Annotated in this window: 11 protein-coding genes; 6 read left to right on the plus strand and 5 right to left on the minus strand. The window is 73.3% G+C overall.

What is annotated here, in order from left to right; translation table 11 throughout:
- Nucleotides 1-89: 89 nt before the first annotated feature.
- Nucleotides 90-1,298 carry an MFS transporter gene (locus R2737_15340; GenBank protein ID MEZ5117634.1) on the minus strand — a complete coding sequence of 403 codons (1,209 nt, stop codon included), beginning with the start codon at nt 1,296-1,298 and terminating at the stop codon, nt 90-92.
- Between the two features lie 192 nt (nt 1,299-1,490).
- Here R2737_15340 and R2737_15345 point away from each other — a divergent pair, with 192 nt between their 5' ends.
- The 4 genes from R2737_15345 (at nt 1,491) to R2737_15360 (ending at nt 6,159) form a co-directional block, all read left to right on the plus strand.
- Complete coding sequence (locus tag R2737_15345) at nt 1,491-2,087, plus strand: hypothetical protein (protein MEZ5117635.1); 597 nt, start codon at nt 1,491-1,493, stop codon at nt 2,085-2,087.
- A 5-nt stretch (nt 2,088-2,092) separates the two neighbouring features.
- The gene (locus R2737_15350; GenBank protein MEZ5117636.1) at nt 2,093-2,914 is read left to right on the plus strand and encodes a tetratricopeptide repeat protein; all 822 of its coding nucleotides are present in this window, start codon (nt 2,093-2,095) and stop codon (nt 2,912-2,914) included.
- 133 nt (nt 2,915-3,047) lie between these two features.
- Nucleotides 3,048-4,544 carry a hypothetical protein gene (locus R2737_15355; GenBank protein MEZ5117637.1) on the plus strand — a complete coding sequence of 499 codons (1,497 nt, stop codon included), beginning with the start codon at nt 3,048-3,050 and terminating at the stop codon, nt 4,542-4,544.
- A 34-nt stretch (nt 4,545-4,578) separates the two neighbouring features.
- Nucleotides 4,579-6,159, plus strand: coding sequence for an alpha/beta fold hydrolase (locus tag R2737_15360; protein ID MEZ5117638.1), 1,581 nt, complete (start codon nt 4,579-4,581; stop codon nt 6,157-6,159).
- Here R2737_15360 and R2737_15365 read toward each other — a convergent pair.
- The gene (locus R2737_15365) at nt 6,156-7,004 is read right to left on the minus strand and encodes a thioesterase family protein (protein ID MEZ5117639.1); all 849 of its coding nucleotides are present in this window, start codon (nt 7,002-7,004) and stop codon (nt 6,156-6,158) included. The genes R2737_15360 and R2737_15365 overlap by 4 nt on opposite strands.
- Before the next feature lie 211 nt (nt 7,005-7,215).
- Here R2737_15365 and R2737_15370 point away from each other — a divergent pair, with 211 nt between their 5' ends.
- Nucleotides 7,216-9,072, plus strand: coding sequence for a phosphoenolpyruvate carboxykinase (GTP) (locus R2737_15370; GenBank protein MEZ5117640.1), 1,857 nt, complete (start codon nt 7,216-7,218; stop codon nt 9,070-9,072).
- Nucleotides 9,073-9,182: 110 nt separating this feature from the next.
- Here R2737_15370 and R2737_15375 read toward each other — a convergent pair whose 3' ends face one another.
- The gene (locus R2737_15375; protein MEZ5117641.1) at nt 9,183-9,482 is read right to left on the minus strand and encodes a DUF2516 family protein; all 300 of its coding nucleotides are present in this window, start codon (nt 9,480-9,482) and stop codon (nt 9,183-9,185) included.
- A 177-nt stretch (nt 9,483-9,659) separates the two neighbouring features.
- On the opposite strand from R2737_15375, the gene R2737_15380 reads away from it, so the two are divergent.
- Nucleotides 9,660-11,195 (plus strand): DUF222 domain-containing protein, encoded by a 1,536-nt coding sequence (locus R2737_15380; GenBank protein MEZ5117642.1) that lies wholly within the window; start codon nt 9,660-9,662, stop codon nt 11,193-11,195.
- 171 nt (nt 11,196-11,366) lie between these two features.
- Here R2737_15380 and argF read toward each other — a convergent pair whose 3' ends face one another.
- The gene (argF, locus tag R2737_15385; GenBank protein ID MEZ5117643.1) at nt 11,367-12,377 is read right to left on the minus strand and encodes an ornithine carbamoyltransferase; all 1,011 of its coding nucleotides are present in this window, start codon (nt 12,375-12,377) and stop codon (nt 11,367-11,369) included.
- Between the two features lie 40 nt (nt 12,378-12,417).
- On the minus strand, nt 12,418-13,644 hold the full coding sequence (locus R2737_15390) for an arginine deiminase (protein ID MEZ5117644.1): 1,227 nt from the start codon (nt 13,642-13,644) through the stop codon (nt 12,418-12,420).
- Between the last annotated feature and the right edge of the window lie 105 nt (nt 13,645-13,749).

Here is a 13,749-nt window from a genome sequence, read left to right on the forward strand (position 1 = left end):
AGGCGACCGAGGAGCAGCGCGCCGACTACGTCCGCATCCTGGTCGACGCCGGCGTCCGCGACCCGCTGCTGGTCTGACCCGGGGGTGCCTCAGGTGGAGGGCAGCGGGTGTGGGGCGGCGGCCGGCCGGTAGGCCCGCGCCAGAAGCACCAGGACGAGCGCGACCGGGACCAGGACCGCGAAGCCCCAGCGCAGCGAGGAGCCCTCGGCGACGAGTCCGACGAGCGGGGCTCCCACGACGAAGCCGACGTAGTTGAAGACGTTGACCCGCGCGACCGCCCGGCCGCTGGCGGACGGGTCGTGCGCATCGGCGGCGGCGAAGGCCAGCGGGATGGCCGGGGCCACCCCCACCCCCAGCAGCGCGAAGGCGGCCAGCGCGACGGGGGCCGACGGGGCCAGGGCGACCGCGACCACGGCGCCCACCGCCACGAGGCCGCCGAGACGGACCAGCCGGACCGGACCGGTGCGGATCACGACCCGGTCTACCGCGGTCCGGGCGACCAGGACCGCGAGGGCGTACGACCCGTACGCGAGCGCGGCCACGCTCTCGGGGCTGTCCAGCACGTCGGTGAGGTAGACCGCGCTCCAGTTCGAGGCGCTGGAGTCCAGCACGTAGACGCAGGCCAGCACCAGTCCCAGCGCCAGGATCGGCCGCCAGGGAACCGCGACGTCCGGCCTTCCCGTCTGCGCGGTCTCCGCGGCGGCGGCCTCGTGCCTGCCGGTGAGCAGGGTGTGGCCGACGGCGAGCTGGACGGGGACCGCGACGAGGGCGAGCCCGAGGAAGAACGCGCCCAGGCTCCACGACGTCGCCGCCGCACCCGCGGCGAGGCCCGCGCCGACGATGTTGGCGAGGCTGAACACCGCGTAGAACGAGGCCATCACGGGCCGCCCGTACGCGGCCTGCACCTCCACCGCCTGCATGTTCATGGTGGCGTCCACGCTGCCGAGCCCGAGCCCGAGCACCACCAGGGCGAGGACCAGCAGCGGGAGGGACCCGGCGAACCCGGCGGCCACCAACGCCAGCGGGACCACCGGCCCGAGCACGCGCAGCAGGGCTCGGCTGCCCCGGCGGGGAGCCAGCGCGCCCGCCGCCACGCTGCCGACCCCGGCGACGACCGGCACCAGCGCGAGCAGCCCGGCCAGCGCCCCCTCGGACAGGTCGAACCGGTCCTGCAGGGTGGGGATCCGGGTGACCAGGGCGGCGAAGCACACGCCCTGCACCGCGAACGCCACGGCCACCGCGACCCGAGCGGGCCGTAGCCGCGGGCCCGGGCTCGCGTCCGCGGGGGAGCCGGTCATGGCCGGGACCCTACGGCGAACCGCCCGGGCTCCTCCGGCAGAAGTGAGCCGAACGGTCGTATCCGGGCGCACCCGGGCCCCGGTAGCAGCCATTCGGCTCACTTCTGCGGAGGGAGGCGGCCGGGTTTCCGTGCCGCCCGACCTCCGTGTTGTCATAGAAGGGCCAGGTTCGCCGCGTGGTCAGGAGTCGTCGTGTCCCGCTTCCCCCTCCCGCCCTTCGTACGAGCACGCGGACGTCGGTCCGCCCGTGTCCTCGCGGTCGGAGCCCTCGCCGCAGCCGTGGCGCTGCCGCTGACCGCGCTGCCCGCCGACGCCGCGGTCCGCGGCGGCCGCCTGGCCATCGGCGACTCGGTCATGCTCGGCGCCAAGGAGGAGCTCGGGCGCGACGGGTTCCGCGTCAACGCGACCGTGAGCCGCCAGTTCTACGAGGGGGACAACCTGCTGCGCTCGTACGGCTCGTCCGTGCCCCGCAACGTCGTGATCCACCTCGGCACCAACGGCACCGTCACCACGACCGAGTGCAAGCGGATCGTCAAGGTCGCCGGCAAGCAGCGCAAGGTCTTCTTCGTCAACAACCGGGTGCCGCGCTCCTGGCAGAACTCCAACAACGCCGCCCTCGCGAGCTGCGTGCGGGCCGTGGGCTCCACGCGGGCCGTCCTCATCGACTGGTACCGCTACTCCTCCGGCAAGTCCTCGTGGTTCTACCGCGACGGTTACCACCTCACGCCGACCGGGCAGCAGGCCTACGCCGACCTGGTCGACGCGATGGTCGACCGGTACGGCCGCTGACCGCGATGGCCGACGACCACGACCACGATCACGGTGCGCACGACGATCTCCCCTCGGACGAGGAACTGACCGGTCGCCTGGCGGGGCTACGCGCGGCCGGCTCGACCGACGCGCAGGAGTGGACCGACGTCGGCGTCGACCTCGCCGACTCCGGTCGGGTCGAGGAGGCGGAGGAGTGCTTCCGCGCCGCGGTCGCCCTGGGGGAGACCTGGGTCGCGTTCAACCTCGGCAACGCGCTGGCCGACCAGGGCCGGCTGGACGACGCGGCGGTCGAGTTCCAGCGCGCGGTCGACGACGGCTACGAGGACGCGTACGTGAACCTCGGCGTGGTGCTGGACGAACTGGGCCGCCGGGACGAGGCGCGGGCCGCGTTCGCCGCGGCCGCGGACGCCGGGGACGCCAGCGGGCTGCTCAACCTGGGCGTGCTCGCGCTCGAGGACGGCGACACCGCCGAGGCGGAGCGCCGCTTCGCCGCCGCGGTCGCCGCCGGGCACCCCGACGCGCGGCCGGAGCTGGCCCTGCTGCTCGTCGACGACGGGCGTACCGCCGAGGCCGAGTCGCTGCTGCGGGTCGGGGTGGAGGCCGGCGAGCCGCAGTCGATGCTGCCGCTGGCGGACCTGCTGGCGGCGGGCGGGGCCGTCGCCGAGGCCGAGGCCCTGTACCTGCGGGCGATCGACGAGGGAGACCTGCACGCCCGGACCAACCTCGGCGTCCTGTACGCCGAGACGGACCGGCGCGACGACGCCGAGGAGCAGTGGGTGCTGGCCGCCCGCGACGGCGACGACCTCGCCGCGGAGAACCTCCGCGAGATCCGCCGCTACAACTGACCGGCTCCCGCGCCGACCGCGATTCTGCACGTCCGAAGGGGTGTCGGGGCCGGGGGCCGCGGGGGCACACTGGTCCGGTCATCGGGTGGGCGCTGAGCGGGGCGCCCCGCCACCGCTCTCGGGAGGGATGACCATGACGGTGCACGCACGCGGACGGGTCCGGCGCTGGGGCACGAGGGCGGTGGTGGCCGCCGCGGTCGTCGGCCTGGCGAGCGTGGGCCTTCCCGGGGCTGCGCAGGCCGGTGGGCCCGGCAACTGGACCCAGCTGTCGAAGAACGCCGCCAGCGGCGGCTACCCCAAGATGGTCAACATCGACCAGCCGACGCTGCTCCGGCTGGGCGACGGCCTGCAGGTGGTGTGGCGCGGCGAGAACACCACGTCGTCGGACTCCTACCGCACGGCCATCGTCTCGACGTCCGGCGCCACCACGACCCCCGAGACCACGATCCTGACCTGGGCGACACTCAACGACGCCCCCGCACTGGCATCGATCGGGGGCACCCGCTGGCTAGGGTTCGGCGGCCTGTACAACGACGACGCCAACCACCCGTACTCCCAGGGCCAGGGCTACTACCTGACCTCCTCTGACGGCGTGAACTGGACGCTCGGGGACGGCACCCTGTCGTCCTCCGGCGCCTACGCCACGTCCGGCCTCGACATCGTCGACGACGGTGGCCAGCCGCTGTGGGTGTCGAACCAGTGGGGGACCGCGGACGGGTCGGCGGCGCAGGGCATCGGCTTCCGGATCGGCGTCGACCCGCGAGTCCCGATCCCCGGCGACGAGCCGGACGAGTTCATCGGACTGCCCGGCTGCTGCGCCTACGCCGCGGCGGCGGCGCGGGACACGGTCACCGGGCAGGTGTTCGGCGGCTGGTACAGCAATGCCGACGTCACCCGGGGCGTGTACGTCGCCCAGGTCGCGCCCAGCGCCGGTGACCCGGTCCTCGCCCCGTTCTCCCGGGCCAGCGGCACCAACTCCCTCGACCCCGGTCAGCGGCTCGCCATGGTCGCCCGCAACGGTGGCGGGGTCTACGTCGTCTACCGCGTCGGCTACCCCAGCACGTCGTACCTCGCGCTGTGGAAGGTCGGCACCACGAGGGTGCTGCGGGTCCCGGGATCGCGGAACGCGGAGTTCCCCTCCGTGTCCACCGGTCCGGGCGGCCGGCTGTGGGTCTCCTGGGTCGACCGGACCGGAACCGACACGGTGAAGGCCGTGCGCACCAACACCAGTGCCACCCGCTTCGGCGCCGTCGTGGGGCTGCGGGGGCCCCGGCTGACCGACCCGATCTGGCACCAGGTCGGCGACGGCGCGGCGGGACCGCTCGACGTCGTCGTCACCGCCAGCCGCGGTCAGGCGATCAACGTCTACCACTCCCAGCTGCGGCCCGGACTCACCGTCACCGTGAAGCCGGTCAAGGTGCCCAAGCGCAAGAGCTTCGTCGTCTCGGTGACCGACGCCGGGTCGGCCGTGGCCGGAGCGAAGGTCAAGGTGTTCGGCAAGACGTTCACGACCAATGCCAAGGGGCTGGTCGGGCTGTCCGTGCCGTTCTCGGCGAAGAAGGGCGCGAACCCGATCACCGTCACCAAGTCCGGCTACGCGGGGGCCAAGGCGAGCGTCCGGGTGATCTAGCGCCCGCGTGGCGGGCGGAAGGGAGCCGACGGCCGTGACTCGCCGCTCGGTCGGGCGGCTCGGCCTGCTGCTCCTGGCGGCGATGCTGGCGCTGCCCGCGGTCCTGGGGCTGTCGCGCGCCGACGACGGGCTCGCCGTCCGGGAGTCCGTCGTCGACGGCGTGCCGCTCACCCTGGTCGAACCCGCGGACCCCGCGCCGCCCGAGGGGTGGCCGGGAGTCGTCGTGGCGCACGGGTTCTCCGGCTCGCGCACCCTGATGCTCCCGCTGGCCCGCGGTCTCGCCCGGGCCGGATACGCCGTGCAGCTGCTGGACTTCGCCGGGCACGGCGCCAACCCGGACCCGTTGCCCCTCGACGCGGACGGAACCGCCGGGACCGACCGGCTCGGCCGTGACCTGGCCGTCGCCGTCGAGGCGCTGGCCGGCTCGCCAGGGGTGGACCCGGACCGGCTGGTCCTGTTGGGGCACTCGATGGGCGCGGGAGCGGTGGTGGCGTACGCGGTGTCCGACGCGCAGGGTCAGGAGCGGATCTCGGCGACGGTCGCAGTGTCCCTGCCGTCGGCGGAGGACGTCCCCGACGGCACGCCCGCGCAGCCGCGCGACCTGCTGCTGCTCGTGGGGGCGGCCGAGTCGGCGCGGTTCACCGATGCCGCCCTCGGGGCGCTGCGGGCCGGCTACCCCGACGCCCAGCCGGAGCGGACGTACGGGGATCCCGCGGCGGGGGACGCCCGCCGGATGCACGTGGTCCCCGGGGTCGAGCACATCTCGATCGTGCTGTCCGCGGACACGCTGGCGGCCACCCTCGACTGGCTCGCACCCGTGACCGGAGGCACCTCGGGACCCGGGCAGCTGGACCCCACGCTGCGCTGGCTCCTCCTGCTCACCCTCGCGGCCGCCATCGCCGTGGTGCCGATCGCGGGGTGGGCGTACGGGTCGGTGCCGACGCGCGCCGGCCCACCTACGGCCGCGGCGCCGACGGTCCGCTGGTGGTGGGCCCTCGCCCTGGCCCTCGGGGGTGCGGTCGCCGCGTCGGTCGCCGCCTGGGTCCTGGGCCCGCTGGCCGAGCGGGTGCCGCTGGCGGTGGGCGGCTACGTCGCGGTGTGGTTCGTCGTCGCCGGCGCCACCGTCCTCGCCGTGCTGGGGGCCACCGGTCGCGGCCGGCCCTGGGCTCTCGGGTCGGGGCGGGTCGCGCTGGCCACCGTGGGGGTCGTGGCCTACGCCGTGGCGGCGCTCGCGCTGACGGGCCGCGCGACGTGGAGCACCTGGTCATGGGTCGGGCCGCGGCCGTGGCTCGGTCTGCTGATGCTGGTGGCCTTCGGCGTCTACTTCCTCGCCGACGAGGCACTGGTCGCGCGGGCGTCCGGGTGGCGCCGCGCGGCGGTGGCCGCGGGCACCCGCACGATCGCGGTCGTGGTCATCCTCGGCGCGGTGGTGCTGCTGGGTGCGCCCGGCTTCCTGGTCCTGCTGCTTCCGCTGATGGTGGTGCTGTTCGTCCTGCTCGGCTGGTACGCCACGGTCGTCGCCCGGCACACCTCGGTCCGGTGGGCGCCCGCCGCCGTCCAGGCGGTGCCGCTGGCGCTGCTGGTGGCCACCACCTTCCCGCTGGCGTCGTCCTAGCGACGGTCCAGGAACAGCGTCTGCGCGCCCCCGCCCACGCCACCGTGGCGGTCCCCGAGCGTGCTGCGGGCCATGCCGACGCCGTGCGGGTCGAGCACCGACTCCGCCGACATCCAGATCGCGTCGCCGACCGGCTCGCGGTGCAGGTGCACCGACACCTCGGTGTTGACGAAGTACAGCGATCCCGGGTCGGCGACGGCCGAGACCCCACTGCCGGAGTCGGCCACCGCCAGCACCCGCTGGACCGGGGTCGGCTCCTCGCCGTCGACGACGCCGACCCGCAGCCTCGTCCACACCGTGGCCGGTCCGGGACGCTCGAACTCCCCGTCGACCCAGCGCCATTCCACCGCGTCGACGTAGCCGCCGCCCCAGTTCTCCGGCCGCGGCAGCTCCACCCCGTCGCCGTCCGGTGGCGCGGCTACCGGGGTGTCGGGCACGCCGAGCGGATCGCGGGTGGTCCGTAGCCGCCAGGCGAGCATCCGGGCCACCGGGACTCCGGGGTCGGGGTCGTCGGCATGCGGGGAGTGGTCGGCGCGGGCCACGGCGTACAGCTGGGCCTCGCACAGCGCGACCTTGGCGCCCTCCCGCAGCACATGCGCCTCGACCCTCAGGTCGGCGACCGGGATCGGGGCGAGGACCTCGACCGTGGCCCGGGCCAGCAGGCCGGGGGAGGGAGCGTGCCCGAGCCGCTCGACGGCACGGCCGAGCAGGGCGGTGGGCGGCCCGGCGTGCTGGTGGCGGGTATCCCACGGCCCCCGGGTGTGGCCGGTGGACCGGTAGACCCCGGCCACCGCGGAGCCCCCGGGCGCCGACTCGTCCAGCGGCAGGTAGAAGGCCTCGGTCACGGGTCCGACGCTAGACCTCCGGGGAGCGCGACGCGTGCCGGTCCGGACGTCGGTCGCACGTTCCGCGGGTCGGAAGACCCGGTGTGGACTTGGTCACAGCGGGACCCCCGAGGCCCTTGGACCGTACGAGGGGGCCTCCCGCATTCGGCACAGTTAGGGCACCCTAGGAAGCCCTGTCGGCCCCACGACGATGCGGAGCGTTGACACCACCATGACTGTGCCCGGCCTGGAGAACCCGCCCACCCGCAACAAGAAGCTCCTCGAGTGGGTCGAGGAGGTGGCAGCGCTGACCAAGCCGGACCGCGTGGAGTGGTGCGACGGCTCGCAGGAGGAGTGGGACCGGCTCACCCAGCTCATGGTGGACGGCGGCACGTTCACGCGGCTGAACCCCGAGAAGCGGCCGAACTCGTTCCTGGCCCGCTCCAACCCCTCCGACGTGGCGCGGGTGGAGGACCGGACGTTCATCTGCTCGCAGCGCGAGGAGGACGCCGGCCCGACCAACAACTGGGCCGACCCGGTGGAGATGAAGGCGACGCTGCGCGGGCTGTTCGACGGCTCGATGCGCGGCCGCACGATGTACGTCATCCCGTTCTCGATGGGACCGCTGGGCTCGCACATCGCCCAGCTCGGCGTCGAGCTCACCGACTCCCCGTACGTCGTGGTCAACATGCGGATCATGACCCGGATGGGGCAGGCGGCCCTCGACCTGATCGGCGAGGACGGCGACTTCGTCCCGGCCCTGCACTCGGTGGGCTACCCGCTGGTGGACGCGGACAGCACCGCGCGCGAGGACGTCACCTGGCCGTGCAACGACACCAAGTACATCGTGCACTTCCCGGAGAGCCGCGAGATCTGGTCGTACGGCTCCGGCTACGGCGGCAACGCGCTGCTGGGCAAGAAGTGCTTCGCGCTGCGGATCGCCTCGGCGATGGCCCGCGACGAGGGCTGGCTGGCCGAGCACATGCTCATCCTCAAGCTCACCGACCCGGCCGGCGACGTCCGCTACATCACCGGTGCCTTCCCGTCGGCGTGCGGCAAGACCAACCTGGCCATGCTCGAGCCGACGCTGCCGGGCTGGACGGTCGAGACCGTCGGTGACGACATCGCCTGGATGCGCTTCGGCAAGGACGGGCGGCTGTACGCGATCAACCCCGAGGCCGGATTCTTCGGCGTCGCTCCCGGCACCAGCATGAAGACCAACGCCAACGCGATGCGCACGCTGTACGCCAACTGCATCTACACCAACGTCGGCCTCACCGACGACGGTGACATCTGGTGGGAGGGCATGACCGACGAGCCCCCCGCGCACCTGATCGACTGGAAGGGCAACGACTGGACGCCGGAGAGCGACAGCCCGGCGGCGCACCCCAACGCCCGCTTCACCTCGCCGGCCTCGCAGTGCCCGTCGATCGCGGACAACTGGGAGGACCCGGCCGGCGTGCCGATCTCCGCGGTGCTGTTCGGCGGCCGTCGCGCCACCAACGTCCCGCTGGTCACCGAGTCGTTCAACTGGGACCACGGCGTGTTCATGGGCGCGACGGTGTCGTCGGAGATGACCGCCGCGGCCGTCGGCGGGATGGGCCAGCTGCGCCGCGACCCGTTCGCGATGCTGCCGTTCTGCGGCTACAACATGGCCGACTACTGGGGCCACTGGCTGAAGGTGGGCACGTTCACCGACCCGGAGAAGCTGCCCCGGGTCTACGCGGTGAACTGGTTCCGCAAGGACGCCGACGGCGCCTTCCTGTGGCCCGGCTTCGGCGAGAACTCCCGGGTGCTTGCCTGGATCGTGGACCGGCTCGAGGGCAACGCGGAAGCGGTCGACACCCCGATCGGCCGGCTCCCGGCACCGGGCTCGCTCGACCTCGAGGGCCTCGACCTCGACGCCGACACCGTGGCCACGCTCTTCGAGGTGGACCCGAGCGCCTGGCTGGCGGAGTCGGACCTGACCGAGGAGTACTTCACGGTCTTCGGCTCCAAGGTGCCCCCGCAGCTGTGGGAGCAGCTCGGCGAGCTGCGCGGCCGGCTGCAGGCCGCCACCGGCACCGAGCCGCCGGCCAACAAGGTCTGACGGGAGTCCCCACCGGTCCGCGGTGGGCCCCCGCCCCACCTGCCGACACCGTCGCCACCCGGCCCGTCAGGGCCTGGGTGGCGACGGTGTCGGTGTTCTCCGGGCGGGGTTCAGAGCGCGGCGCGCTTGACCTTGGGGCGGACGTCGAAGAAGTAGACGGCGATGACCACGATGCCGGCCATCCAGGCCAGGGTGCGGCCGGTGTTGTCGTCCCCGGGTCGCCAGAACCCCTGCCACAGTTGCAGGCCGACCGCGAAGCCGAGGACCCACAGCCACACCCAGCGGCGCAGCCGGTCGGCGTCCCGGTACGCCTGCGGCGACCAGCGCCACGCGTCGACGAAGGCCCAGATCTTCAGCAGCAGGGTCGCGTAGCCGACGATCAGGGCCGTGAGCAGGACCGGGTCTCCCACGGCGCCCACCCTAGGAGCGTGGCTCGCTCACGGTCTCGGCAGGTTGGCGGGTGTGGGTGGCCGCGGCTGCCCCTGAACCGGCTGCGGCCGAGGTGTTCGGCGCACGTCCGGCGAGTCGTCCACAGGGCTTCGGGCTTGGTCGGAGGGTCTGTCGGACCCCCTGTCTAGCGTGGGGGTGTGGCCGATGGATGGATCGACGAGACCCCGTGCGGGGGCTGGCCGTGGGAGAGCGTGGAGCCCGGACCCGGGCTGGCTGCCGCGGTGGCGGGCGTCGAGGTCGACGCGCTGCCGGGGGAGGCGACGGCCAGCCTGCTGAAGGCCTGCGACCGGCTGCTGGGCTGGGCGCAGGTGCAGGCGGGGCGGGCGATGGTGGCGGTGTCCGACGCGGTGACCGAGGCCAGTCGGCCGGCGCCGGGCGTGGTGTCGAGCGACCGGGACGCGTGGCTGGGTGAGGAGCTGGCCGCCGCACTGCGGGTGGCCCCGGCGACCGCGCTGGGCAAGGCCGCGGCGGCCGAGGAGGTGCTGCGGGTGCACCCCCGCCTGGGCGAGGCGGTGGAGTCGGGTGCGTTGAGCTGGACCCAGGCCAGCGTGCTGGGGCAGGGGGTCCGGCCGCTGCGAGGCCTGCGCGATGACCGGGGCCGTGACCTGGCCGAGGTGGCGTTGTCGGTGCTGCTGCCGGACGCGGGCCGCTACCCGCCGGCGCGGCTGCGCGAGCGGGTCGCCGCGTTCGTGGTGCGCCTGGCGCCGCAGGCGGCGGCCGAGCGCCGACGCCGCGAGGCGCGGGACCGCACCGGGGTGGAGTGGTGGGCCGAGCCTGACGGGATGGCGTGCCTGGCCGTGCGCGGGCTGGCCCCGGACCTGCTGGCCCTGCGCGGCCGGATCCACGCCGCAGCCGACCGACTCCGTGAGCGCACCGCGGACGGTCAGCCCGGCGCGGCGGCCGGACAGCCCGACGCTCAGGCCGGACAGCCCGGCGGGGCGGGCGAGGGCGAGGCCCCCACGCTGGGTCAGTGGCGCGTCGGCGCGCTGCTGGCCGCGTTCGGGGTGACCCCGCTCGACCCGGCCCTGGCATCAGCAACGGCATCAGCAACGGCGTCAGCAACGGCATCGACGTCGAGCCCCGGGCCGGCGGCGGATCCGGCGCCGCCGCGGCCGGAGGTCCGGATCCTGATCGACCTGGCCACCCTGTTCGGTCTCGTGGACGCGCCCGCGGAGCTGGAGGGCTACGGGCCGATCGACCCCGAGCTGGCGCGTGCGCTGGCGGCGGACGCGGACTGGGTCCGCTGGGTCAGCGACCCGGTGACCGGGCACCTGCTCGACGCCGGCACCCGTCGACTCCCGACGCCGGCGATGGCCCGGCAGGTCCGGGCCCGCGACGCCCGCTGCTCGCACCCCACCTGCGGGCGCCGCGCAGCGGGCTGCGACGTGGACCACGTCCCTGCCTACCGGCGCACCGGACGCACCCACATGGACCAGCTCGCCGTCGCCTGCCCGCGGCACAACCGCCGACGCGACCAGGCCGGCTGGCTCGCCGAGCCGCACCCCGCCGTCGACCTGACCGGCGGACCCGCGCCGGTGTGGACCAGCCCCCTGGGGCAGCGGTACGCCACCCTCAGGTCCCCGCTACTGCCCGCCTCACCGCCCGGACGGCCCCCGCCCCCGCCCGCGGATCCGGACGCGCCGCCCGACCCCGACGACCTCCCGCCCTTCTGACCCGGCGTTCAGGTGCCGCGGTGGCCGCGGTCGCGCACCACCCGTGCGACGCTGCCCGGGCCCCTGGGGCCACGGCGGTGCAGGTGTCACCGGACCGCCGCGGTGCCCGTACGAACGCACCCCGACCCCGGCGGCGCCGGAGTCGGGGTGCGGTGGGCCAGGCAGCTGCGATCAGGTCGGCTGGTCCCCGATGGTGGCGACCATGACCGCCTTGATCGTGTGCAGGCGGTTCTCCGCCTGGTCGAACGCGATGTTGTAGGCCGACTCGAAGACGTCGTTGGTGACCTCGAGCCCGTTGTCCATCCCGGTCTTCTCCGCGATGTCCTGGCCGACCTTGGTGTTGGTGTCGTGGAACGCCGGCAGGCAGTGCATGAAGCGCACCCGCGGGTTGCCCGTCGCCTCCAGCGCCGCGGCGTTGACCTGGTAGGGCTTGAGCAGCTTGATCCGCTGGTCCCAGACCTCCTTCGGCTCGCCCATGGACACCCACACGTCGGTGTGCACGAAGTCGACGCCCTTGAGGCCCTTCTTCGGGTCCTCGGTCAGCGTCACCTTCGCACCGGACTCCTTGGCCCGGGCCTTGGCGGCGGCCTGGACCTCCTTCGACGGCCACAGCGCCTTCGGCGACACGATCCGTACGTCAGCGCCCATGATCGCGCCCATGACGAGCAGCGAGTTGCCCATGTTGCTACGGGCGTCGCCCATGTAGGCGTACGAGATCTGGTGGTACGGCTTGTGGCTGTGCTCGTTCATCGTGAGGAAGTCGGCGAGCATCTGGGTCGGGTGCCACTCGTCGGTCAGCCCGTTGTAGACCGGCACGTGCGAGTACTCCGCCAGCGTCTCCACGGTCGCCTGCGCGGAACCGCGGAACTCGATCCCGTCGAACATCCGCGAGAGCACCCGGGCGGTGTCGGCGACGGACTCCTTGTGCCCGAGCTGCGAGGACTGCGGGTCCAGGTACGTCACGTGGGCGCCCTGGTCGTAGGCCCCGACCTCGAACGCGCACCGGGTGCGGGTCGAGGTCTTCTCGAAGATCAGCGCGATCGCCTTGCCGGTCAGCAGCCGCTGCTCGGTGCCCGCGTACTTCGCCCGCTTCAGGTCCCGGGAGAGGTTGAGCAGGTAGAGCATCTCCTTCTCGGTGAAGTCGAGCTCCTTGAGGAAGTGGCGGCCCTTGAGGTTGAACATCTGCGTCGCTCCTGGTGTCGGGGTCGGGGGGCCGGGCCGGTCAGGCCGGGTCGCGCTCGATCGGGCAGCTCATGCACCGCGGGCCGCCGCGTCCGCGACCGAGCTCGGAGCCCACGATGGTGACGACCTCGATGCCGTTCTTGCGCAGGAACGTGTTGGTCGTCGTGTTGCGCTCGTAGCCGAAGATGACGCCGGGGGCGACCGCGAGGAAGTTGTTGCCGTCGTCCCACTGCTCGCGCTCGGCGCCGAGCTCGTCGATGGGGGTGCGCAGCGGGGTCATCTTCTCCACCCCGACCGCGTCGGCCAGCACCGGCCAGAGGTCCTTGTTCTCCGTGATGGTGTACTCGCCGCCACCGCCCTTGCGGGTGAGCGTGAACGTCTTCAGCTCGTCGGGAAGGTACGGGTAGACGGAGAACTTGTCCTTGTCGATCATCGTCATCGCGGTGTCGAGGTGCATGAAGGCCCTCGTCTTGGGCAGCTCGACGACGATGACCTTGTCGATGTGCTCGCGCTCGTCGGTGAAGTACGCCTTCACGAGCATGCCGATGCCCTGCGGGGTCGTGCGCTCGCCCATGCCGATCATGACGGTTCCGTTGCCCACGACCAGGATGTCGCCGCCCTCGACGGTGGCCGGGTCGTGCGGCTCGTCGTCGTTGCCGTAGTAGAAGTGCAGGTCGGCGTCCTTGAACAGCGGGTGGAAGTTCCAGATCGCCCGCGAGTGCAGCGTCTCCCGCTTGCGCGCCGGCTTCGCCATCGGGTGCACCGACAGGCCGTCGTACACCCAGGCGCTGTTGTCCCGCTGGAACAGGTGGTTGGGCAGCGGCGTCAGGACGAAGTCGTAGTCGTCGAGGTACTCCCACAGCAGCGACTGCGCCTTGGGCAGGTGCAGGTCCTTCTTCAGGATCCCGCCGATGAAGTACTCGGCCAGCGTCGCGCCGTCGAGACCGTCCGCCAGGTCGTGCAGCGGCTCGACCAGCTGGTGGCCGACGGTGTGGTCGTTGGCGAGACGCTCGAGCAGCCAGTCCCGCGCCTCGGGCTGGTCCAGCACCTCTCCGAGCAGCTCGGCGAAGTAGTAGACCTTCACCCCCTTGTCACGCAGCTTCTGCGCGAAGGCGTCGTGCTCCTCGCGGGCACGCTGGGCCCACATGACGTCGTCGAACAGCAGCTCGTCGACGTTCGAGGGCGTCAGGCGGGACAGCTCGAGGCCCGGCCGGTGAATGATCACCTGCTTGAGCTGGCCCACCTCAGAGTCGACGTGAAATCCCATGGCCGGTCCTCTCGGGTGCGTGGCCGAGCCCGATCAGGGCTCCTGGCCCGATCCTGGCCCCCTCACACGGGGGTTGCCACTCGTTCGCCCAACATTCGCCGAGCG

Source organism: Candidatus Nanopelagicales bacterium (genome assembly GCA_041393815.1).
GTDB lineage: Bacteria > Actinomycetota > Actinomycetes > S36-B12 > JAWKJK01 > JAWKJK01.